Source organism: Pseudomonas poae RE*1-1-14 (genome assembly GCF_000336465.1).
GTDB classification, from domain to species: Bacteria; Pseudomonadota; Gammaproteobacteria; order Pseudomonadales; family Pseudomonadaceae; genus Aquipseudomonas; species Aquipseudomonas poae.
Map to the genome: position 1 here is coordinate 1,839,724 of NC_020209.1, position 22,863 is coordinate 1,862,586.

The window sequence follows — 22,863 nt, forward strand, 5'->3', positions numbered from 1 at the left end:
CCTCACCGCGCATCGGCATCGAGCGCCGGCATCTGGCCGGCCTCGGCGAGGCTGGACATCTCATCGATGGACAGCACCTTGTCCACCTCCAGCACGATCACGAACTTGCCCTCCACCTTGGCCATGCCGCTGATGAAATCGGCGCGAATCCGCGCGCCGAAGCTGGGCGGCGGCTCGATCTGTGCCGCCGGGATTTCCTGCACCGCCGACACGGTGTCCACCAGCAGCCCGATGTCCTGGGGCTGACCATCGTCGGCGCGGGCTTCGATGATGACCACGCAGGAGCGCCGGGTAATGGCCGAGTTCTGCCGGCCAAAGCGTGCCGACAGGTCCACCACCGGCACCACGGCGCCGCGCAGGTTGATCACGCCACGCACGAAGGCGGGCATCATCGGCACGACCGTCAGGCTGCCGTATTCGATGATTTCCTTGATGCCCAGAATGCCGATGGCGAACATCTCGCCGCCGAGCATGAAGGTCAGGTATTGCGCATCCTCGTCGGCCATAACGGCGGTGTGACGGGAAGGGGTAACTGCGCCCATGTGATTCTCCCTGTGAGCCCGTAGCGTCGCGTGCGATCAGAAACGGGTGAATTCCGATTCGTCCGGAGCGCTGGCCATGTTGTAGGCAAATGCCTTGCGCGGCGCCGGTGCAGCCGGGCGTGGCGGCTGGCGGTTGGGCTTGTTGCCGGTGTCCACCGCGCTGCTTTGCACGGTGGCCCTGGGAGATGCATCAAGCACGAAAAAGCTCATGGCCTGTTGCAGCTGTTCAGCCTGGCTGCTCATTTCTTCGGCGGTGGCGGCCAGCTCCTCGCTGCTCGAGGCGTTCTGCTGCGTCACCTGGTTGAGTTGGGTCATCGCCGTGTTGATCTGCGCGACGCCGGCGGCTTGCTCCTCGGAGGCGGCGCTGATTTCCTGCACCAGGTCGGAGGTCTTGTTGATCGACGGCACCATTTCGCCGAGCAGCTTGCCGGCGGTCTCGGCCATTTCCACGCTGCTGGACGACAATTCGCCGATTTCCTGCGCGGCCACCTGGCTGCGTTCAGCCAGCTTGCGCACCTCGGCGGCCACCACCGCGAAGCCCTTGCCATGCTCGCCGGCCCGGGCCGCCTCGATGGCCGCGTTAAGGGCCAGCAGGTTGGTCTGATAGGCGATGTCATCGATGATGCTGATGCGTTGGGCGATTTTCTTCATCGCCACCACGGTCTGCTGCACCGATTCGCCGCCTTCGGTGGCCTCCTTGGCGGCCTTGCTGGCCATGCCATCGGTGACCTTGGCGTTCTCGGTGTTCTGGTTGATGCTGGCGCTCATCTGTTCCACCGACGCGCTGGTTTCCTCGACGCTGGCGGCCTGCTCGCTGGTGGCCTGGCTCATCGATTGCGCGGTGGCGCTGACCTGTTCCGACGCGCTGGCCAAGTTATCGGCGGCGTTGCGCACTTCGCCGATGATGTGCGCCAGTTTGCCGACCATGTTGCGCATGGCATTGAGCACCATGCCGGTTTCGTCCTTGGCGCCGCTGTCGATGTGGGCGTTGAGGTTGCCCTCGGCCAGTTGTTCGGCGGCGGCGGCGGCCTGGCGCAGCGGGTGCGAGATGATCCGGGCGATAAACAGCGCGAGGCACAGGCCGATCAGCAGCGCCACGACCAGCACAGCGATGATCGACAGGCGTGCATTCTCGTACAGCGCGGTGCCGTGGTCGCCGGCAACCGTGGCGCCGGCGTCGTTGAGTTCGATCATTTTCTGCAGACGGTTGGTCAGTTCATCGAAGTGCACCTTGGATTCGCCGCGCAGCAGGCTGCGCGCCTGGGCTTCCTGGTTCTGCCGGGACAGCTCGAACAGTTGCTGGCTGGCCGCGAGATAAGCGCTCCAGGCGCTCTTCACATCCGCCAGCAGTTGACGGTCTGCTTCGTTGGACAGCTGTTGCTCGTAGGTGCCCAGCCGGGTTTCGAATTGCTGGCGCGACTCCACGGCTTCGCGCTCGGCCTGGGCTTTTTCCTCGACCACGTCGGTGCTGATATTGCGGTTTTCCTTCAAGCGATAGTTGGCGGCGAAAAATCGCATGCCGGCGGCCGCGCGCATCGACGGCATCCAGTTGCCACGGATGTCCTGGGCCGCCTGATTGACGGAGCCCAACTGGAGGATGGCGAAAACGCCCATGCCCGCCGTCAGCGCGAGGACCACCAGAAACGAGCTGATCAGCTTGGTGGAAATTTTAAGATCGTAGAACCATTTCATCGGGGAACCTCCATGGAATTGCAGATACATCAGCGAACGACGACCGAGGGCGACTGAGGCGCCTGGGCCGTGCGGGCTTCCAGTTGTACGATTTGGCTGAGCAGGGCGGGCACGTCCAGAATCAACGCGACGGCACCGCTGCCCAGGATGGTTGAGCCGCTGATGCCGCGCAGTGCGCCAAACAGCTTGCCCAGGGGTTTGATCACGGTCTGGAATTCGCCAAGCAGGTCATCCACCACCAGCCCGGCCTTGTGCTCGGCGTAACGCACCACCACCACATTCTGGCGCCGCGCCGGCGGGCCTTCGTGGCTGAAGTGCTCACGCAGGTCCACCAGCGGCAACACCTCGCCACGCAGGTCCAGATAACCCTGGTCGCGGCTTGACTGGCGCTGGGGTTCGTCCAGCTCGATGCATTCCTGCACCATGTCCAGCGGAATCACGTAGGTGGACTGATCGATCCCGACCAGAAAACCGTTGATGATCGCCAGGGTCAGCGGCAGGCGAATGCGCACCACCGTGCCCTGGCCGGGGCGGCTGTCCAGATCGACGGTGCCGCGCAGCAACGTGATGTTGCGCTTGACCACGTCCATGCCGACGCCGCGCCCGGACAGGTTGGTGACCGCCTCGGCGGTGGAAAAGCCGGGCTCGAAGATCAGGTTGTAAATTTCCTGATCGGTGAGCTGCGCACCCGTGGAGACCAGCCCGCGCTCCTGGGCTTTTGCGAGGATGCGCTCGCGGTTGAGCCCTGCGCCGTCGTCGGCGATTTCGATGACGATGCTGCCGGAGTCGTGGTAGGCATTCAGGCTCAGGTGGCCCTTGCTCGGTTTGCCCGCCTCGCGCCGCGCCGTGGCATTTTCGATGCCGTGGTCCATGGCATTGCGCAGCAGGTGCATCAGCGGGTCGCCGATCTTTTCCACCACCGTTTTGTCGAGCTCGGTTTCCGCACCACTGATGAGCAGGTCGATGTCCTTGCCCAGTTCCTGGCTGACGTCGCGCACCACGCGGCGAAAGCGGTTGAAGGTATCGCCAATGGGGATCATGCGCAGGTGCAGGGCGCCATCGAGGATCTCTTCCACCAGCCCGGACACGGTGGATGTGGCCTCCTGCAGCGGGTCGTTGTTGCACGAGCGCGCCAGCAGGCTGGCACCGGCGCTGGCAATCACCAGTTCGCCAACCAGGTTGATCAGTTCGTCGAGTTTGTCGGCGTTGACCCTCACGTAGTTGCCATCGCGGGGTTTTGCCTCGCTGTTCGTCGCCACGCGCTGAGGCGCCGGCGCCAACTGCTCGGGTTGCGCGACCAGCTCGGTGCCGCCGGGCGCTGCCTCAAGCGGTGTGTCGTCGACGGCGCTGATGTGCACCTCACAGTCGTCGCGCACGAAGTCGAAGACTTCATTGAGCGTGGCGTGGCTGGCCGACGAGCGCAGGTCGATCTCAAAACCCAGGTAGCAGCTTTCGGCATCCCAACTGTCCAGGGCAGGGAGGCGATCGGTCAGGGTGGTGACCTGCAGGATCCGGCCCAGGGTGTCGAGGTAGCGCAGAAAGGACAGCGGGTCCATGCCGTTGCGGAACACGTCCACGCCAAATCGCAGGGATAGGTGCCACAGCATGTCGCCTTGGGTGTCGTTGACCACGGAAGTCATCGGCACGCCGGCCACCGCATGGTCACCGCCCTGATAGGCACTCAGCGCCTGGCGCAGCGCCGCTTCGCGTTCCAGCGCCGGCGCTTGCAGTGCTTCACCTCGGCTGGCCACCACGTCGATCAATTCGAGCATGTGATCGCCGGACTTGAGCAGCACCGCGATCAGCGTGGCGTCCACCGCCACACTGGCATCGCGCAGGCGGTCGAGCACGTCTTCGACGATATGGGTGAAGCTCACGATCGGCTCCAGGCCGAACAGGCCGGCCGAACCCTTGATCGTGTGTGCGGCGCGGAACACCGCGCCGATGGCATCCTGATCGCCAGGCTCGCTTTCCAGTTGCAGCAGGGATTGCTCCATGGCCTGCAACAGTTCGCGTGCCTCGACGATGAACGTCTGTTGTGCCTGATCGAGATTGATACTCACCTGGACACTCCTTGTCGCGTATTGAACGGGGCGGCGGGCGCTAGAAAGCGACGCCACCGCACAACGTGAAGGTTTGCTCGACCACCGGGCTCTGGCCGACCAGGCTCAGGGCCGTGCCGCGGTGGTCGGCTTCGCGGTGAAGCACCGCGAGCAATTGCAGGCCGGCGCCGTCCATTTCGGTGACCTGGGATAGGTCGAGCGCCAGGCGCGGCGCCGTGCCCAGCTGCGGCAGCAGCGCGGCGGCCAGCTCGGCCACGGTGTAGATCGTCAGTTCACCGTCGATGCCCACGCACGGGGTGCCGTCGACGGTTTCGCAGGTAATCGGCATGGCAAGGCCCTCCATGGTCAGGTGGTCAGGGCAGGATCAGTTTGGACACCGCTGCCAGCATCTGCGCGGGCTGGAACGGCTTGACCACCCAGGCTTTGGCACCCGCCGCCTGGCCTTCGGCCTTTTTCGATTCCTGGGACTCGGTGGTCAGCATGATGATCGGCGTGAACTTGTAGCTGGCCAGCTTCTTGACCTCCTTGACGAAGGTGATGCCATCCATGTTCGGCATGTTCACGTCACTGATGATCAAGTGAACCTTCTGCCCGGTGAGCTTGCCCAGCGCATCCCGGCCATCGCAGGCCTCGATCACGTCGTAACCGGCGCTTTTCAAGGCGATGCCGACCACTTGCCGCACGCTGCTGGAGTCGTCGACCACTAATACATTCTTTGCCATGGTGTGCTCCTTAAAAGAAGGTGATGTCTTGAGAATTCTGTGACGCGGCCGCTTCACCATGGTGGGTGCGGCGTTGTTCGTCGGTGGCGTAGGTGGCCTCCATGCTCGCCAGCCATTGGCGCGCATCCACAGCCAGCGCCTGTTCCGGCGCCTGGCTGGCCTGCAGCAGGTGTTCGTGCAGGGCGTGCATGTTGTCGCGCACGTGGCTGAGTATCTGGCTGACCCGGTCCTGGAACTGCAGGTTGACCAGCACTTCGGTCATCTCGTCGCGAATGCCGTAGCTTTCCTGCTTGAGCAGGTCGGCGGAGTCGGTCAGGCGACCGGTGATGTTCTGGAAGCGTTCGAGCACCTGCTGGATGCTCTGCTCGGATGCGGCGACGGAGTGGCTGTCCTGGTCGGCACTGCTGGACGCCGCCTGCACCAGTTGGGTAATGGCGTTGTTAATGATGTCGACCTTGGCCGACATCTGCTGGCCGGTCTCGCTGGATTTGCTCGACAGACTGCGCACCGCATCGGCCACCACCGCAAAGCCGCGACCGGCTTCTCCGGCCCGCGCGGCTTCAATGGCGGCGTTGAGCGCCAGCAGGTTGGTCTGCGCGGCAATGGCCGCGACATCGGCGGCCATGGTGCGCAGCTCGCCGGTATAGGCAGTGAGGCTGCGCACCTGGGTAAGCGTCTGGTCACGGCTGGTTTGGGTGGCCTTGAGCGAATCGATCACTTGGCTCAGCTCGCTGTCGCTGCTGGCCAGCACCTTGAGCGCACCGTCGGCGGCGTGCCCATCCAGCTCGCCAGCGGCTTGCTGCGAGGCTTGCACGGTGTCCTGCAAACGCGCGGAAATCCCGGTGAACCGATTGGCCAGGCTCACAATCGCGTCTTCGGTCTGCTGCCGCGAGCTCTCCACCTGCTTGGCCCAGATCGGCATGGCGCCGAGCAGGACTTCATCGAGCTGGGCGCGCGAATCCAGACCCTGCAGGCCGGTTTGTGCGGTTGAATCTTCTGCCAGCGCGACGGCGCGCTGCACCGACCCGCGCTGGGCACGTGCGCTCCAGGCACAGGCAGCGAGGCCGAGCAACACCAATAAGGCGCATGCCGCAAGGTTTGCCGGGGTGGTGGACTGCGAAAGTATCCAGATGACAGCGGGGATAACCGGGATGAAAGCGAACCAACGAAAACGCGGATGACCGGAAAGGGCAGTACGGATGGGTTGACTCGGGGTCATGAGTTCGGTCCTTGAACGTTGTTGCGGATGTAAACGACATAGGGGTTATCTGCGCGGTGCGTCACAACTTTAGACATCCGCGTGTGCCTTCCGTCTGGTTTATGACTGTCGTGTGACCGGTCAGTGTCAAACCCTCACTGTGGCGAGCCCTAATGCGTCCAGTCATGCACAGATTCCCCGTGGCGAGCAGGCTTGCCCTGCGTTGGGCTGCGCAGCAGCCCCAAAACCAGGCGCTGAGCCGCATCAGTTACACCGCGTTTGCTGGATTGGGGGCGCTTCGCACCCCAACGCGGGGCAAGCCCGCTCGCCACAAGAAGCCGCTCGCTACAACAAAGTCAGCTTGCCGCAAATAAACGCTGTTGCTGCGCGCTACATTCGATTGATACTTCTGCCTTATTCAAGTGTCCATTTGAATGTGCCGCACCATTATTCACTCTCCAGGAAATACCCATGTCCAAGCTCGCCGAATTCCGTCAACTCGAAAAACATCTCGCTGAACAACTTCAAGCGCTGGAGAACTTAAAAGGCGATGCCGGCCTTAAGAAAGAAATTGAATTCGAAACCAAACTTCGCGATTTGCTCGCCAAGTACAGCTATAGCCTCAAGGATGTGATCAACCTGCTGGATCCGCAAAGCAGCCGACGTGCTCCGGTGGCTGCGCCCAAGGCCGGCACGCGCAAAGCCCGCCAAGTGAAGGTCTACAAGAACCCGCACACAGGGGAAACGATTGAAACCAAGGGTGGCAATCACAAAGGCTTGAAAGAATGGAAAGCTGAACATGGCGCCGACACTGTCGAGTCATGGCTGAGCAAGTAAGACTCACGTGTGCAAAGGGGCCTTCAACGGCCCCTTTTTTTGGCTTCAATTTTTATTACGTCGGCAGCGCTCCGAGCAATAACGCACGTCGTTCCAGCAACGTGCCCACTTTTTTCGCCATGTAAAGGGAAGGCCGCAAGTCAGGCAGGTTTTGACGGGGAGCTCGCTTTTCTTCATGGGGTTTTACCTACGTTTATCCGTCCATCTTTGATTAATGGGTCCAAGGGTACAGCAACGCTTTTCGACGACTGACACGTCTGGATCAAGGGTTCTGGCGATGTCAGGGTTGTCACGTGCGGTTTTGGCGTCTACTCTGGAAATGTATGAATTGTTACAAACAATTTCGGAGGCGCCCGTTTTTGCGGCGCGATACTTCAGGACGAGGAACGAAAGATGTTTTCACATGAAGGTCCCGCGATAGAGCTGTTGCTGTTTATTTTTGGTGTGGCCGGTCTGGTGCTGGTCGCGTGGTTTATCCACCATCAATACGAGCGAAAGAACGGGAAAGGCGTTAAAAAACAACAAAACCGCAGCGAGGGTCGCTCAACGTAGGTATCTGGCAGCCTTTGCCGCCGAGCCAGTCGCGTGCGACTGGCTCTCAGGTAAATCAATGGAACAAATTTGTACATTTAATTGACGCCACTATATTGCCACCCTAAGATCGCCGCCCATTGATGGCATAGAGCCATGTAGAGGGACCTAGCGATGTGGCGTCTGTTACGCCGGACCGGGCTCAGCCTGCTGTCCGTTTTCTTCTGGCTCACTGCAGCCGCAGCCCCGCAGGACACGCCCGGTGTCACCGACCTGATTCGTGACCGCCAGGACCGTCTGCTCGAAGAACAGCAACGACGCCTCGAAGACCTCAAGGACCTGCCCGGTAAATCCGCAGCGTCCGGCACGCCGACAACCCCTGTCGACAGCCGTTGCTTCCCGATCAAAACCATCGAACTGACCGGCGCCGACGCGTTGTCCGAAGGCGAGCGCGCTGAGTTGATCAAACCTTACATCGGCCAATGCCTGGGCGTGCCGCAACTGAACGCGGTGCTCAAGGTCATTACCGACCGCTACCTCGCCAAGGGCCTGGTCACCAGCCGCGCCTACCGCGCTGGAGTTGACGGTGGCCGACGTCATCAACCAGGCCAAGGGACTGGTGTTTGCCCAGCAGGTAAACCTCAAGGCTGCGCGCCTGGACAACCGCGACGGCACACTGGCCGCCCAGCGGGCGCTGGCGCTGCAACTGTCGGGCGCGCTGGACAACAGGCGCGGCAAGCTCAGCAGCGAAGGCGTCCTGCAACTGCGCGCGCAGCAGATCGACAACAGCGTCGGCAACCTGTCCAGTGCCGGCGATCTGACCCTCACCAGCGACGGCGAACTGCTCAACGTGGGCGGCGTGGTGGAATCCGCCCAGGCGCTCACGCTGGGCAGCGCCAGCCTGGACAACAGCGCCCAGGGCCTGCTGAAAAGCCAGGGCGCCGCCAGCCTGACCACCGGGCAACTCAACAACGGCCAGGGCGGGCGCGTGATCAGCGCCAACAGCCTCGACCTTACGGCCACCGACCTGAGCAACGGCGGGCGCATTGCCAGCGGCGGCGTATTGACCGCGAACCTGGCCAGCCTGACCCAGGCCAGCGGCAGCGAGCTGTTCAGCAGCAGCGAGTTGAACCTGGACCTGCATCAGGGCCAGTTGACCAACGCCGGGGTGATCAACGCACCGCTGCTGGTGCTGAAAAACCTCGCCAGCGTGGATAACCGCAACGGTGAAATCTCCAGCCAGAACGCCTTCACCCTCGCGGCCCGCAGCCTCGACAACAGCAGCGGCAAGCTGATCAGCAACCAGGCGCTGACGCTGCGCATCGAGCAGGCGCTGGCCAACATCAAAGGCAGCATCAGTGCAGTCGGCCTCACGGCCCATAGCGCCAGCCTGGACAACACTGACGGCCTGCTCAGCAGCCGTGGCGGCCTGGACGTCAGCGCCGACGGCCTGATCGACAACCAGCGTGGCAGCCTGATCGGCGACGCCAGCGTGCTGTTGACGGCGTCGACCCTGGACAATCGCGCGGGCGAAATGGCGGGCAAGGCCAAGGTCACCGTCAACGCCGACCGCATCGACAACCAGCAGGGCCAGTTGCTCAGCACCGACACCCTGTTGATGACCGCTGCCAGCCTCGACAACCGCAAGGGCCTGCTGGGCGCAAGCAAAACCCTGACGCTGAAGGTGGGTGACGTCGACAACCGCAGCGGTGAGCTGACCAGCAACGCCGACCTTGACCTCACCGGCCAGCGCCTGGACAACAGCGACGGCGGCAAAGTATTCGCCGCCGCAGGCCTGAGCCTGGTGGTGGAGCAGGTGCTCAACCGCCTGCGCGGCCAACTGAACGGTCAGCGCCTCAACCTGACCGGCACGGCGCTGGATAACAGCGGCGGCAAGATGCTCAGTCAGCAGCCGCTGGTGGTGAACCTCACCGGTGACCTGACTAACCAACAAGGCCTGCTGAGCAGCGAAGGCTCGCTGGACGTCAAGGCACACAGCCTCGACAACACCCAAGGCAGCCTCTCCAGCGCCCAGGCCCTTAACGTCACCACCCGCGCCGATCTGAACAACCAAGGCGGCGAGCTGGTGACGGACGCCGGCCTGATACTGCGCAGCGCCAACCTGGGCAACCAGCAAGGCAGCATCAGCGGTAAAGGCCCGGTCAGCGTCACCACCGGCACCCTGAACAACCAGGCTGGGCACCTCACCAGCGGCGACACCTTGAGCCTGGCCACCGGCCAATTGAACAACGGCGGCAGTATCGGCAGCGTCAAAACGCTGAGCGCCACGGTGAGCGGCCTCGACCAGCAGGCCGGCAAGCTGTTCAGCCAGGCCGGCCTGAGCCTCGACCTGAGCAACGGGCAATTGATTAACCGGGGAGGCCTGATCAATGCCAGTGGCGCACTGCTGCTGAGCAACCTCAGCGGCGTCGACAACCAGAGCGGTGAAATTTCCAGCGACCAGGCCTTCACCCTGGCCGCGCAAAGCCTGGACAACAGCAGCGGCAGGCTGCTGAGCAATGGCGACCTGACGCTGCGCATCAGCCAGGCGCTGGCCAACATCAAGGGCCTGGTCGGCGCCGCCAACCTCAACCTGCGCGCCGGTGCCCTGAATAACCAGGGCGGTACCCTCAACGGCCGGGGCGAGTTGCAACTGACCAGTGACGGCCTGCTCAACAACCAGGGCGGCACGCTGTTGGGCGGCAGCCGCGCGGTGCTCACTGCGGCGACCCTGGACAACACCGCCCGCGGCCTGATCAACAGCCAAGGCACTCTGGACCTCGCGGCAGGCACCCTCGGCACCGGCAGCGGCGGCGAAGTGTCGGCCAAGCGCACAATGGACCTGAAACTCAGCGGCTTGACCCTGGACGGCGGACAAATCGTCGGCGGCGCGGGCGTGACCCTGGACTTGAACAACACCGATCTGGATAACCGCAATGGCCTGATCGCCGCCCAGGGCGCGCTGGTGCTGAATCGCGTTGGCGAAATCAACAACCAGAACGGCGAACTGTCGACCCGGCAAAACCTCACGCTGAACCTCAATACCCTGAACAACACCGGCGGCAAGTTGATCAGCAGCCAGTTGCTGTCGGTGAACGCCGCGGCGCTGCTCAACCAGGGCGGTCTGCTGTCCGGCTGGCAGGGCTTGAGCGTGACGGGCGGCAGCCTCGACAACCGCAATAACGGCACGCTGTCGAGCCGCAACGGCGCAGTGGATGTGCGTCTCACCGGCGCACTGCTCAACACTGGCGCAGGTGCGCTGGTCAGCCAGGGGCGGTTGGACCTTACCGCTGCCAGCCTGGATAACAGCGGCGGCATTCTTTCCAGCGGCGCAGGGCAACGCCTTGGCGTGAGTGGCGCGTTGAACAACGGCAGCGGCGGCCTGATCGACAGCGGCGCCGAACTGGACCTGCAAGCGCTGAGCCTGGGCAACCAGGCCGGCACGATCAATGCGCAAAAAGCCATGGCCGTCACGGCCTCGGACCTCGACAACAGCGGCGGCACCGTCGCCGGCAACGACCGCCTGACCGTCGACCTGCTGGGCGCGCTGACCAACACCAACGGCAAACTGGCCAGCGCCGGCCCGCTGTTGTTGCAGCGCGCGACGCAGGTCAACAACCAGGGCGGGCAGATAGTCAGCCAAGGCCTGCTGACCCTGCTGGCCGGCGGCCTCGACAACCGCCAGCGCGGCACCATCGCCGCGAGAAATCGCGTGGCGATTAGCAGCACCGGCGTGCTGCAAAACGATGCCGACGGGTTGATCTACAGCCAGGAAGCCGACCTGAACATCAATACCGCAGGCCTCACCAATGCCGGCGGCGCCGTGCAAGGCCAAAGCGGCCTGAGCCTCGATATCAACGGCGACATCGACAACCAGCGCGGCAAACTGCTGGCGCAAACCGGCGACACCGTGATCAAGGCTAATACCCTGAGCAACCAGGGCGGTAGCGTGGCCAGCCTGACCGGGCTGGTGGACGCCAACTTGAATGCCAGCCTGCTCAACGGCCTGGCGCAGAACACGGCCGGTGTGGTGCAGGGCCAACGCGTCAACCTGGTCGCGCTCACCGTCGACAACGGGCAAGGCCGCATCGCTGCGCAGAACGGCGACGCCGTCATCCGCGCCACGCGGATGCTCAATGCCTACGGCGGGCTGTACGCCAAAGGTGCGGTGCTCGTGCGCAGCGCCTCGCTGGACAACGGCAACGGGCAAATCGCCGGCCAGCGCATCGACCTTGGCCTCACCGGGCAACTGAACAACCAGTCAGGGGTGATCGAAAGCGATGAAACCCTGACCCTGCAGGCCAGTGATCTGGTCAACCAGGGCGGCAAACTGCGTGCCCTGGCGCGCAGCGGCAAGACCCAGTTCCAGATCGGCAACCTGTTCGACAACCGCAACGGCCTCGTTGAAATCGCCAACACCGACCTGAGCCTCGCGGCTGCCTCGTTCCAGAACAACGGCGGCCAGTTGTTGCACAGCGGGGAGGGCGAGTTTGATATCTCCCTGCCCAACGTCACCGCCGTCGGCGGCAACATCGTCACCCGTGGCGGCCTGACTCTCAACGCTGACACCTGGACCAACAGCAGCGTGATCCAGGCCGGGCGCCTCTACGTCAACGTCGGCACCTTTACCCAGACCGCCACCGGCCAGTTGCTGGCCTCATCGCGCCTGGAAGGCAAGGGCGGCCAGTGGACCAACCACGGCCTGATCGCCAGCGATGGCAGCCTCGGGTTGCAGTTGACCGGTGGCTACGGGGGCAGCGGGCGTATCAGCAGCATGGGCGCGCTGGACCTCACCGCTGCGCAGTTGACCGTTGCGCAACAGGCAAGCATCGCCAGTGGCGGCAGCAGCCGTATCAGCGTGGGCGACACCCTGGCCAATGAAGGCCGGATCACCTCGGCCACCGACTTGACCGTCAGCGCAGGCACGATCAACAACAGCGGCACCGTGGGCAGCACCGGCAACCTGCGTCTGGCCGGCTCGACCCTGTTGAACCAGAACGGCTTGATTTTCAGCGGCGGCGACATGGCGCTGCGCATCGACACCTTCACCAACCGCTTTGCCGACGTTTACGGTCTGGGCAACGTGAGCATCGCCAGGGATGACAACGACGGTCAGAGCAGCGCAATCAACAACCTGTCGGCGACGATCGAGAGTGGCGGCGACCTGAAGCTGGCGGCGGCGCGTATCGAGAACCGCAAGGATGTGTTCACCACCGCCGGCGGGTTGGTATCCAGTTATATCGGCGTGCAGTGCAGCAGTTGTGCGTCGATTGACACCAACCGCACCGCCGACAGTTACCTGGTGTGGGCGCAGAACTTCAAGTCGCAGATCGTTGCAGACTCGGCCTCGGCCAGCATGACGGCCGGGCGAAATTTCACGGTCGCAGGTGGCGACTTCAGCAACACGAACTCAACTCTCACCGCCGGCGGCAACATCAACTTTGCCTTGCAGAACTTCACCAACGAAGGGGCCTCGGTCGGCGAATACACGCTGCGCCGTTCTTACACCTACGGCGATGTGAACCCCTACGATCTGTCGCGTTTCATGGTGACAGTGATGAACTACAACCGTGGTCATGATCCTTTCTACAACGCATCTGCACCCACTATCCACGTGTGGACCAGCAACGGCACGGAGTCCATAGTACGTGTGGTCAACCGGCGCAATGGTCGTGACGATACCAACGGCACCACTCAGTACGGCCCGCTGAGCGTCGCGACCGCTCGATCGGTGGATCCAAGCATCGGCGCCGCCGACGGCCCTTGGGAAATGGTCGGCGCCCGACCCTTCAACAGCACCACCGTCGGCGCCTCGACTGCCGCCAATGCCGTGGTTCAAGCCGGCGGCGCTGTGAGCATCAACGCCACGCAAAACCTTACCAACAGCGTGGTGCGCCAAAACGTCGCCGTCAGCGGCAATGCATCGCGGGTCGGCGCCACCCAGGTCAGCGGCAACACAGCGGTCATGGTCACCATCAACCGTGAACTGCCGCCCGGCCTTGCCCTGCAACAGGTCAACCCGATTGCCTTGCCTGGCTTCAGCCTGCCCACCGGCAAAAACGGCCTGTTCCGTCTCAGCGGCCAGGCCGCCAACGACAGCCAGGTGAGCGGCGCTACCGGCCCGCAGAGCTGGACCCTGGGCGGCGCCAGCGTCGGCGTGGCGCAACGTCAGCAATCTGCGCCCGCCACATCGGGCCGCAGCTTCCAGATCGCCGATGCCGCGCAAACCGCCGCCGGCGTGCATCAGGTCGTGCTGACCGCCCGCGAAGCAGGTGGCATCAACGCCAACGCCAGCGCGATCAACGTTGCGGGCAACACCGACAGCAGCGCCTGGCAACCGGGGCGTACCCCGGACGTTGCAATCAACCACGGCAATGGCGACACCACCCAGGTGTCTCGCCCGGACCTCAACGTGTCTGGCCTGACGCCTGCCGCGCGTGACGCCAGCACACCGATCACCGCGCCTGCGACCACCGCTCAGCCCGGCTTGTCGAACGCGTCTCGCGATACAACCGTCGCCACCACCCGCAGCGCGGCCGTCAACATCCCCGGCGTCACCCCGCAGGCCGTGGACAGCAGCACGTCCGTCGCTACCCAAATCATCAACCGCGTGCAAGGCCTGCCCACCCCGCAAGCGGCCTCGCAACCCCACAAATACGTGATCGAAACCAATCCGGTTCTCACCGACCTCAAGCAATTCGTCAGCTCGGACTACCTGCTCGCCGGCCTCGGCTACAACCCCGACGACAGCGCCAAGCGCCTCGGCGACGGCCTCTACGAACAGCGCCTGATCCAACAGGCCGTGGTCGCCCGCACAGGTCAACGCTTCCTCGATGGCCAGACCTCCGACGACGCACTGTTCCGCTACCTGATGGACAACGCCATCCACAGCAAACAGAGCCTCGGCCTCTCGGTGGGCGTGTCGCTGACCGGCGAACAGGTCGCCGCGCTGACCCACGACATCGTGTGGCTGGAAGAGCACGAAGTGAACGGCGAAAAAGTCCTGGTGCCGGTGCTCTACCTCGCCAACGCAGACCAGCGCCTGGCCTCCAATGGCGCGCTCATCGCCGGCCAGGACGTCAACCTGATCGCTGGCAAAGACCTGACCAACGCCGGCACCCTGCGCGCCAGCAACAACCTCTCGGCCGCCGCCGGCAACGACCTGATCAACAGCGGTCGCATCGAAGCGGGCAACCGCCTCGACCTGCTGGCCGGCAACAACCTGGTCAACCAGTCCGGCGGCGTGATCGCCGGGCGGGACGTGACGCTGACGGCCGTGAAGGGCGATGTGATCAACGAACGCAGCCTCACCGGGCTGGGCATGGGCGAGGACAACCGCAGCTACTTCGGCGACGCGGCCCGCGTGGAAGCGGCCAACGACCTGACGATCAAGGCGGGCCGCGATTTCACCAACAGCGGCAGTGTGCTGAAGAGTGGTGCGGATACGCTGATCAATGTTGGGCGGGATATCAATATTGTCGCCACGCAAACCCTCGACTCCGGCGACGGGGGCATGTGGAAACATACCTCCAACACCACGCAAAGCGGTTCGACCGTCAGCGCCGGCCGCGATGTGCAGATGAACGCAGGGCGCGACCTCAACGCCATCGCCAGCGTGATCGACGCCAAGCGCGATATCGGCCTGTCGGCCCGAGAAGACATGAACCTGGCCTCGGCAGCGGACGAGGACCACTCGCTGGCCAAGAGCAAAAAGAAAACCACTCAGGAAGATCACGTCAGCTAGGTCGGCACTGTCGTGAGCGCCGGGGCGGATATCCGCCTGAGCGCGGGGAATGACATGGCGCTGATTTCCAGCCGCGTGACGGCGGGGGATGAGGCGTATCTGGTGGCGGGTGATCGACTGGATGTGCTGGCGGCGCAGGACAGTGATTATTCGTTGTATGACATGAAGAAGAAGGGGAGTTGGGGGAGTAAGCAGACCAAGCACGATGAAGTGACCAAGGTCGTCAATGTGGGAAGCGAGGTCAAGGGCGGTGGCACCGTCGCGCTGGTTAGCGGCGGCGATCAACGCTATCAAGCGGCCAGGCTGGAAAGCGGTGAAGACCTGACCCTGCAAAGTGGTGGAGGAATCAACTTCGAGGGCGTGAAGGACCTGGATCAGGAGAACCATTCAAAAAGCAAATCGAGCCTCGCCTGGAACAGCATGAGCGGTAAGGGCAATACCGACGAAACGTTCAGGCAAACGCAGATGGCGGCTAAAGGTGACGTTGTCATCAAAGCATTGGATGGGCTGCATATTGATGTGAAGCAGGTGAATCAGCAGACGGTTAGCCAGGCCATTGATGCGATGGTGCAGGCTGATCCGCAGATGGCGTGGTTGAAAGACGCCGAGAAGCGTGGCGATTTTGACTGGAAGCTGATCAAGGAGACGCACGACTCTTACAAGTACAGTAACTCCAGCCTTGGGCAGGGAGCGATGCTGGCGATCATGATTATCGTAACTGCGTTGACGGCTGGTGCCGCTAGCGGAGCCTTGGGTGCAACATTCGCAGGTGCCGGTACCGCAGGCTCTGGCACGGCTATGGCAGCGGCCGGCAGTTCAGCCATGGTGACGGCGGGTACGGCAGTCGGGACTGCGGCGGCGGGGTGGGCCAATATTGCCGCAACAGCAGTGATTACTTCCGCCACCAGTGGTGCGGTGATCAGCACGATTAATAACAAGGGAAACCTGGGGGCTGTTTTTAAGGATGTGACTTCCAGCCAAGCCCTGAAGGGGTACGCCGTTGCAGGTATTAGTGGTGGTTATGTGCCAGACAGTCTCGGCGCTCAACTCGCTGTACGCTCAGCATTGAATACAGTGGCCAACGGCGGGAAGTTTAAAGATAACGTGGTGCAGGCCGCTCTCGGAATGGCAGCGGATGGCCTGAGCGGTGCAATATACAATAAGGTAGGTGATGCACTCCTTGGTACCAATCTCTCCACAAAAGTAGCGGTACACGCAATCGTCGGTGGATTGATTGGCGAGGCAGCGGGTGGGGATTTCCGTACCGCTGCCTTGGCAGCCGGTGCCAACAAAGCATTAATTAGCCTGGTTGGGGATAAAATCTTCCCTGGTGATCAACATGAGCGTCTGTTGGCAATGACGTCTCAGCTACTAGGTATGACGGTCGCTGCGGCAGCAGGTGGCGATGCGAAGGCCCAAGAAAAGGCTGCGTGGGTCGCTCAACAGGCCACGGTCTATAACAATCTCAAGCACGTTGAAGCCGAAGCTCTGCTCAAGGAAATCAAGGACTGCCGCGCAACTAACACCTGCGGCGAAGACGAGCTCAAAGGCATTCTGGGTAAGTACGAGAAACTGTCTGCTAAAAACTCAGCCCCTATCGGGTCATGCAAGGTCCGTGGTTGCGTAGACGACATCGTCAATGGCTCCATTCGCATGGACGATCCTATTGCCCAGGAACTGCAGAAATTACTGCGGCAAACTACATACGATGTTCCTGGCTTGCTTCAAGGTGACCCCAGCAATCCCATGTCGAGATCCCCTAATCCGAGCGGATGGGGCGATATGTTTGCGATGGATAAGCAGGTGGCGTTTGCCAAGAACCTGAAAGAGGGTTGGCTGACGGCTGAGGAGACTGCCGATCTTGATCGGTGGAACGCCTCCACCTCTTGGGTGGATCGGATGTATGGGTATAAGCTGGAGCTGGGGGAAAAGGCCGGAATTCTCACTGATTTGGGTGTGGCGGGTGCTGCGGCACTCATAGGCGGGAGAGGGAGTGTTGGGGGGGACGGTGCAAAAGGCATTAATAAGATTTTTGAACCCGGTCGAACGCCAAAAGCTAGCGAGTTGAAGCAATATGCGGAAGCTCAAGGTTGGAAGCCTACTCAGACTGACGGTGGCCCTCTCAAATATCTTGACGAGAATGGCATTCCTCGTGTGACAATCAAACAAGGCAGTTCGCGGGCGCCAGGAAGTGCTGATCCACATGTTGAGTTTAAAAGCGCGACAGGTCAAAGAACAGACGCCTTTGGTAATCCGGTAACAAGAAAAAGTCCGGATAATCACACGTCAATTGACTTTGATTTGTGAGGATGAATATGAACTACTATGAAATTCCCTCGCTTTCAAATATTTATTTCGAAGATAGCTATGTTTTATCTATTCGTGAGGGGAAGAGCTCTCTAGTCTTTGAATTAGAGGCAGTTCTTACTGAAAATCATCCGAAATATAAAAAGCCACAAGAAGGAGAGATGTATTGCTATAGAAACATTTTTTTGTGCTTTCTAAATGTAGATTCTTTCGAATGGTTTGATAGGAGGTTTATGGTATATGCAGATGCATCGGACGAGTTCGATTATGGAAATATAGACAGCTTTGTTGGTTGTGATGGTGGCTATGAACTGACCGGCGACTGGGGGCGAGTAGCTATCAAGGGGCAAGCTGTAGATGTAATTATCGAAGATTCGCCATTCACGCAGTCAACGGGCTGAAAATCGACGTTACTCAAGTCAATCAACAGACCGTAAGCCAGTCGATTAATGCAATGGTAAAGGCTGACCCGCAGTTGGCCTGGCTTAAGGACGCGGAACAGCGAGGAGATGTTGACTGGAGGCAGGTCAAGGAGATCCACGATAGCTTCAAGTACAGCAACTCAGGGCTGGGGCCGGCTTCGCAGCTGATTATCGCGATCGTCATGGCGACTGTGCTTGGGCCATTGGCTGCCGGTGCGATGGGCACTGCCACGGAAGGGCTGGTTACTGCAGGAACGCTATCGGCAGGAACCGCTGCCGGGATATCAGCCGCGACAGGCGCTGTTGCCGCGGGTGCGGCGACCAACGCCACGGTCAGTGTCATTAACAACCGTGGCAACCTGGGGGCAGTATTCAAAGATGTGTAAGCGATCCATGAACCCCACCGAACCCAATATAGGTAGCGTGCTCAGCTAGGCGTTGCGGGAGAGCAGTTCCACGGCAGCAAGGCTTCGTAATCCTCTACCGATGTCGCCGTTGGCAAACGTTCAAGTGCGTGGCGCAGCCACGCATAAGGTTCCTGGCCGTTGGCTTTGGCAGTCTCGACCAAGCTGTAAAGTTGAGCACTGGCCGTGGCGCCCTTGGGCGTGTCGCTAAACAGCCAGTTCTTTCTTCCGATCACGAAGGGGCGGATCGCGCGTTCTGCCGCGTTGTTGTCCATCGGCAAATACCCTTCCTCGACGTATCGCTCCAGCTTGCTCCAGTTACTTGCGAGGTAACTGATGGCTTTGCCCAAGGCATTCTGAGCGGTGACCTGGGGCTGCGTCTTTTCGATCCAGCTTTTCAACTGAGCCAGTATCGGCAGGCTATGTTCGTGACGGCCGTTTTTACGGTCAGCATCACTACTGGCCTTCAAGTCGCGCTCGATGCCGTAAAGCTTGTTGATCAGATTCAGCGCGATATCCGCGCGCCCCGTCTTGCCTTTGGGTTGCACTTTCTGTGCTTCAACAAACTTGCGTCGAGCATGCGCCCAGCATCCTAAACGTTCGACTCCGTCCTGCGCGCCCAAGGCGTTGTAACCAGCGTAATCGTCGGTCATCACGTAACCGCGATAACCTTCGAGCAGGCGCGTTGGCACCTCCTGTGCCCGGCTGGTGGAGTAGTCAAAAAGGATGACCGGCCTATCCGGTGGGCCGCCGGTTTGCACCCACATCCATGACTGGCTGCTTGGCTCACGGTCAGGCTCTTTCAATACCTGCACCCGCGTTTCATCGCAATGGATGATCCGGCTGGCCAATAGGCTGTCGTGCATTAAGTTCAGCAGCGGCTGGAAGTGTTCGCCGCACTGGATAACCCAGCGAGCCAGGGTTTGGCGGGGGATATCAATACCGTGGCGGCCCAGCACTTTTTCAAAACGGTGCAGCGGTAATCCGTCTACATATTTGGTCGTCAGCAACATCGCGAGAACGCTGGGACTGGCCATGCTCTTTTCAATCAGTTGAGCTGGCTTGTCTGCTGTGACGGGTGCCGTTTCGCAGTCGCGGCAGCCATAGACTTTACGAACATGCTTGATGACCCGGATCTGCATCGGCACGATTTCAAGCTGCTCGCTGACTTCCTCGCCGATGGCGTGTTTGCGGCAGCCGCAGACGCAAGTCAGTTCATGCTCGGGAAGTTCGTGGATGACTTTAATGCGCGGCAGATCGGCAGGCAGTGGCTTGCGCTTGCCACGACGTTTGGCGGGGGCGGCAACCTCTTCTTCAGCGTTCTCGTCGATAGCTTCGACGACGCTTTCGGCTTCGTTGAAGAGCGCCAACTGCGGTGTGGCCGGATCGGCTGTTTGCTCGGACTTGCGTCCGAACAAGCGCTGGCGCAGCAATGCGTTCTCTTCTTCTAGAAAACCGACCCGCGACTGCATCTTCGCAAGCATTTGCTTGAGCAGTTGGAGATCGTCGGGAAGGTTGTCGGGCATGGATTTCATGCCCTGGATTATACCGAATCAGGCCACGAATCGCGGCGTCAGAACCTGATGGGGACGGTTACGCCAGAGGTCAAAACCGTCGAGCAGCCAGTTCAGTTCCTGAACGGTCAGGACAATCGCCTCGTCGGTGGCATCGGGCGATGTTTTGAATCGCTCCGATTCCAGGCGTTTGAGTCAAAGGCAGAAGCCGTTGCGCTCCCAGTACAAGATTTTCACTCGGTTGCGCGGCTTGTTGAGGAAAACGAAAAGTACCGGGTCGAACACGGCAACCTTGATATCCAGTTCGACCAGCGCAGCTAGGCCGTCGATGGATTTTCGAAAGTCCACAGGTTTGGGGTAGAGGTACACTTTTTCGACTTTGGCGTCGGGTCGCATCATGGCGCGCGGGCTCCTGAGAGTATCGGGAGCCCAGCATCTGGCATTAGCTTAGTGCTTTGAATGTGGGGTTAATGGAGCGGTTACAAAGATGTGACGTCTTCGGATGCGATCAAGGGTTACTTCATTTCGGGCGTGACGGCAGGTTTGACGGCAGGCCTGTTCGATGGCTGGACCGGAACCGAAACCGTCAATGCCACTGGCAAAATTGTTACCGTGCCTGGCGCCCTTGGAACCTGGGCCGGCGTTGGACAGTTCGCCGCGAACCAAGTCTTGCAAAACACCACGTCAACGCTGTTGGGCAAGGCATTGGGGCAAGGCGGAGATCTGGGTGATGCGCTCAAGGGCGCGCTGTTCAACACACTGGCGGCGGCAAGCTTTAACGCTATTGGCGACTATACCCAAGGCGTGCTGACGGAAGGGTATCCGCCCAAGGTGATCGTGCACGCCATGGTGGGAGGATTGCTTTCCAAAGCCACAGGCGGCGATTTCAAGACCGGTGCGCTGGCGGCGGGTATTAACGAAGCGCTAGTCGTTCAGCTCGATACATTGGTTAAAGGCGATAAAGACCTGCTGTCGATGAGTTCCCAGATCGTGGGCGTGCTGGCCGCTGCGTCGCAGAAGGATGCGGATGCGAAATCCATGGAGCAGGGTGGGTGGGTTGCGAAGAATGCTACGCAATATAACTTTTTGGGAGGTCACTCTTCATCTGAGCGGGATAAAGCGCGTAACGCGTTTGCAAAGGATCAACGTATCGACTCAGCCAAAACCCTTATAACACTGGAGGGCGCGGATCAACGCAGCGATAACTTGTTAGCGGCTTACAAGAACGATCCCGGGTCTTTATCCGCCGCCGAAGTAGCCGAGCTGACCGCCTATCTGCAGGTCTACACATACGAGCAAGTTGCAGCCAAGGGCGAGACACAAGCGCGTGCAGAATTGGCTAATTTACTTGAAAAGGGACCTGTACCGTCATCAGACTTTTATTATGCAGGCACCTCCGATGCGAAGAACGCATACGCTGATGCAGCGCGCGCTGAACTCAGTTGGGGGGAGCAATTTTTCTGGACTAGAGACAAGAGCGCTAACGAGCTTGTTTACAGAGATGCCGAAGGCATTTTGCGTATCAACAATGAGCAGCAAGGTCTCGCGAATATCGGTAGCCCAGCAATCTATGGACTTTCGGGGCCGTTAGGCGCTAGTGTTCGAATTGCTGCAGCGGCTAATGGGGTGCTCCAGGCTGGTCAAGGTGCCAAGCAGGCCTTCAATGGGGATGGATGGAACGCGGCAGGTAATCTGCTGGCTGGCGCGTTGGCGATTGCGGGGTTGGGATTTCCAGGGAGCAAGCCAAGCGTTGCGGTTGGGGCAAAAGCAACTGGTGGCGCTGCCGGAAAGGTAGATGATCTAGCTGCTAGTGGCTTAAGTTCAGCGTCAAGCCTTCCAAGTGGAACAGGTCTTGGTGGTTTCAAGGTCGGCTTAAGTGCAGACGACATCACTGCTATAAATTCACAGTTTGGCGGTTCGGTTTCATTCAGAGAGGTTGATACGGCTATTGCAAATGCTGCCAATTATGATGGTTTTTATAATAAGGCTGGCTCAATGATCAGGGATATTGCTGGCGGGCATCTGTTTGATAATGGAAATAAACGGACTGCTGTTGAAGTGGTTGAACAGTTGATTATAAAAAACGGCGTGGATGGCCCGCCAAAACAAATTATTTGGAATGTTGTGGATAAGGTTGCGACGGGGAAGCTAACTAATGTCCAAGATATTTCAAAAGCATTAAGAGGGCTGGATTAATGTCTTTCAATGAGCTTTCTGAAAAGTATGCAGCCCGTTTCGGTTCACCAAGTATGGATAGCGTTGGGCTAGAGGAATTTATTCAAATATTAGAGTTGGTGGCGATGAAAAATAAGGGTTTTTTCATATTCAAGGTTGATGGTGAAAGAGAGCGTAATATTTATACTTTTATTTTAAATATGCCGACAAGTAACGATGTTATAATAAGAAAAGATACAGATAGCATACGGGAAGGTATGGAATTCTTTTTCTCTGAGCTTGAGCGGGTCGGCATATATCCATAACCTGATATGTAGATATGTTGCTTGGTCCCGATAGCAGAACTCGCACTGGTGTTTTCTGTAAATGTGATTGGAATTGCACCGGCCTCGCGCCGGTGTTGTTTTATCTGCTTACTGCAAAACCTCCCTTCCTTAGCTGCGGGCTCTTCTGCTGTTTCAACCTCCGCGGTCGAAGACGCCGCGCTATTGCGTTCGGTGGTCGAGTTCTACTACGCCAATTTCAAGCAATCGCCCGAAGCACTGGCCTATCTGGAATCTCGCGGCTTGAACCATCCCGAGCTGATCGAGCATTTAAAACCCTGACCTATCGCTTGCCTGCCGGGCACACCCAGGCGGGTCGCCAAATGCGTCAGCAGTTGCAAACCTTGGGTGTTTTGCGGTCCACCGGGCATGAACATTTGAACGGTTGC

Annotated in this window: 15 protein-coding genes and 4 pseudogenes; 10 read left to right on the forward strand and 9 right to left on the reverse strand. The window is 60.3% G+C overall.

The annotated features are described in order from the left end of the window. Positions 1-2 precede the first annotated feature (2 nt). From H045_RS08250 to H045_RS08275, 6 genes are read right to left on the reverse strand one after another with little or no spacing between them, the layout of a single operon-like run. Complete coding sequence (locus H045_RS08250) at positions 3-542, reverse strand: chemotaxis protein CheW (RefSeq protein ID WP_015372014.1); 540 nt, start codon at positions 540-542, stop codon at positions 3-5. A 36-nt stretch (positions 543-578) separates the two neighbouring features. After that, positions 579-2,234 carry a methyl-accepting chemotaxis protein gene (locus tag H045_RS08255; RefSeq protein ID WP_003230212.1) on the reverse strand — a complete coding sequence of 552 codons (1,656 nt, stop codon included), beginning with the start codon at positions 2,232-2,234 and terminating at the stop codon, positions 579-581. Positions 2,235-2,263: 29 nt separating this feature from the next. Then, positions 2,264-4,297 carry a chemotaxis protein CheA gene (locus tag H045_RS08260; protein WP_015372015.1) on the reverse strand — a complete coding sequence of 678 codons (2,034 nt, stop codon included), beginning with the start codon at positions 4,295-4,297 and terminating at the stop codon, positions 2,264-2,266. Positions 4,298-4,337: 40 nt separating this feature from the next. Next, positions 4,338-4,625, reverse strand: coding sequence for an STAS domain-containing protein (locus tag H045_RS08265; protein ID WP_003230216.1), 288 nt, complete (start codon positions 4,623-4,625; stop codon positions 4,338-4,340). Between the two features lie 25 nt (positions 4,626-4,650). After that, complete coding sequence (locus H045_RS08270) at positions 4,651-5,019, reverse strand: response regulator (RefSeq protein WP_003230217.1); 369 nt, start codon at positions 5,017-5,019, stop codon at positions 4,651-4,653. A gap of 10 nt (positions 5,020-5,029) precedes the next feature. Beyond that, positions 5,030-6,238 carry a methyl-accepting chemotaxis protein gene (locus H045_RS08275; protein WP_015372016.1) on the reverse strand — a complete coding sequence of 403 codons (1,209 nt, stop codon included), beginning with the start codon at positions 6,236-6,238 and terminating at the stop codon, positions 5,030-5,032. A gap of 450 nt (positions 6,239-6,688) precedes the next feature. Between H045_RS08275 and H045_RS08280 the strand changes: the two genes are divergently transcribed. After that, complete coding sequence (locus H045_RS08280; protein ID WP_003230219.1) at positions 6,689-7,054, forward strand: histone-like nucleoid-structuring protein, MvaT/MvaU family; 366 nt, start codon at positions 6,689-6,691, stop codon at positions 7,052-7,054. 45 nt (positions 7,055-7,099) lie between these two features. Here H045_RS08280 and H045_RS24415 read toward each other — a convergent pair whose 3' ends face one another. Continuing rightward, positions 7,100-7,231, reverse strand: a complete 132-nt coding sequence (locus H045_RS24415) for a DUF2256 domain-containing protein (protein ID WP_003230793.1) — start codon at positions 7,229-7,231, stop codon at positions 7,100-7,102. 216 nt (positions 7,232-7,447) lie between these two features. Between H045_RS24415 and H045_RS25205 the strand changes: the two genes are divergently transcribed. The 6 genes and pseudogenes from H045_RS25205 to H045_RS08300 all read left to right on the forward strand — a co-directional run. Next, on the forward strand, positions 7,448-7,606 hold the full coding sequence (locus H045_RS25205; protein WP_003230791.1) for a hypothetical protein: 159 nt from the start codon (positions 7,448-7,450) through the stop codon (positions 7,604-7,606). A gap of 153 nt (positions 7,607-7,759) precedes the next feature. Beyond that, positions 7,760-8,155, forward strand: a pseudogene (locus H045_RS24420) (POTRA domain-containing protein); the annotation flags it as partial. Between the two features lie 16 nt (positions 8,156-8,171). Beyond that, positions 8,172-15,329: a hemagglutinin repeat-containing protein gene (locus tag H045_RS25455; RefSeq protein ID WP_015372018.1), complete on the forward strand. Its 7,158-nt coding sequence runs from the start codon at positions 8,172-8,174 to the stop codon at positions 15,327-15,329. Positions 15,330-15,383: 54 nt separating this feature from the next. Continuing rightward, on the forward strand, positions 15,384-17,636 hold the full coding sequence (locus tag H045_RS25460; RefSeq protein WP_236277927.1) for a DUF637 domain-containing protein: 2,253 nt from the start codon (positions 15,384-15,386) through the stop codon (positions 17,634-17,636). 8 nt (positions 17,637-17,644) lie between these two features. Next, positions 17,645-18,037 (forward strand): hypothetical protein, encoded by a 393-nt coding sequence (locus H045_RS08295; RefSeq protein WP_041931611.1) that lies wholly within the window; start codon positions 17,645-17,647, stop codon positions 18,035-18,037. Continuing rightward, a pseudogene (locus tag H045_RS08300) lies at positions 18,016-18,441 on the forward strand (DUF637 domain-containing protein); the annotation flags it as partial. The gene H045_RS08295 and the pseudogene H045_RS08300, both read left to right, overlap by 22 nt. A gap of 44 nt (positions 18,442-18,485) precedes the next feature. Here H045_RS08300 and tnpC read toward each other — a convergent pair. Next, a complete protein-coding gene (tnpC, locus tag H045_RS08305; RefSeq protein WP_015372022.1) occupies positions 18,486-19,997 on the reverse strand; it encodes an IS66 family transposase in 1,512 nt (503 codons plus the stop codon). Positions 19,998-20,015: 18 nt separating this feature from the next. Further along, positions 20,016-20,375, reverse strand: a pseudogene (gene tnpB / locus H045_RS25465) (IS66 family insertion sequence element accessory protein TnpB). A gap of 84 nt (positions 20,376-20,459) precedes the next feature. On the opposite strand from tnpB, the pseudogene H045_RS08315 reads away from it, so the two are divergent. The 3 genes and pseudogenes from H045_RS08315 to H045_RS25470 all read left to right on the forward strand — a co-directional run. After that, positions 20,460-22,172 (forward strand): annotated as a pseudogene (locus H045_RS08315) (DUF637 domain-containing protein); the annotation flags it as partial. After that, on the forward strand, positions 22,172-22,456 hold the full coding sequence (locus H045_RS08320; protein ID WP_015372025.1) for a hypothetical protein: 285 nt from the start codon (positions 22,172-22,174) through the stop codon (positions 22,454-22,456). The pseudogene H045_RS08315 and the gene H045_RS08320, both read left to right, overlap by 1 nt. A gap of 48 nt (positions 22,457-22,504) precedes the next feature. After that, on the forward strand, positions 22,505-22,756 hold the full coding sequence (locus tag H045_RS25470; protein ID WP_176717687.1) for a hypothetical protein: 252 nt from the start codon (positions 22,505-22,507) through the stop codon (positions 22,754-22,756). Positions 22,757-22,863: the final 107 nt, after the last annotated feature.

Excerpts from the sequence above, each read along its gene's own strand:
- H045_RS08250 (WP_015372014.1), bottom strand. The coding sequence starts at position 542 with ATGGGCGCAGTTACCCCTTCCCGTCACACCGCCGTTATGGCCGACGAG.
- H045_RS08255 (WP_003230212.1), bottom strand. The coding sequence starts at position 2,234 with ATGAAATGGTTCTACGATCTTAAAATTTCCACCAAGCTGATCAGCTCG.
- H045_RS08265 (WP_003230216.1), bottom strand. The coding sequence starts at position 4,625 with ATGCCGATTACCTGCGAAACCGTCGACGGCACCCCGTGCGTGGGCATC.
- H045_RS08270 (WP_003230217.1), bottom strand. The coding sequence starts at position 5,019 with ATGGCAAAGAATGTATTAGTGGTCGACGACTCCAGCAGCGTGCGGCAA.
- H045_RS08275 (WP_015372016.1), bottom strand. The coding sequence starts at position 6,238 with ATGACCCCGAGTCAACCCATCCGTACTGCCCTTTCCGGTCATCCGCGT.
- H045_RS08280 (WP_003230219.1), top strand. The coding sequence starts at position 6,689 with ATGTCCAAGCTCGCCGAATTCCGTCAACTCGAAAAACATCTCGCTGAA.
- H045_RS24415 (WP_003230793.1), bottom strand. The coding sequence starts at position 7,231 with ATGAAGAAAAGCGAGCTCCCCGTCAAAACCTGCCTGACTTGCGGCCTT.
- H045_RS25205 (WP_003230791.1), top strand. The coding sequence starts at position 7,448 with ATGTTTTCACATGAAGGTCCCGCGATAGAGCTGTTGCTGTTTATTTTT.
- H045_RS25460 (WP_236277927.1), top strand. The coding sequence starts at position 15,384 with ATGGCGCTGATTTCCAGCCGCGTGACGGCGGGGGATGAGGCGTATCTG.
- H045_RS08295 (WP_041931611.1), top strand. The coding sequence starts at position 17,645 with ATGAACTACTATGAAATTCCCTCGCTTTCAAATATTTATTTCGAAGAT.
- tnpC (WP_015372022.1), bottom strand. The coding sequence starts at position 19,997 with ATGAAATCCATGCCCGACAACCTTCCCGACGATCTCCAACTGCTCAAG.
- H045_RS08320 (WP_015372025.1), top strand. The coding sequence starts at position 22,172 with ATGTCTTTCAATGAGCTTTCTGAAAAGTATGCAGCCCGTTTCGGTTCA.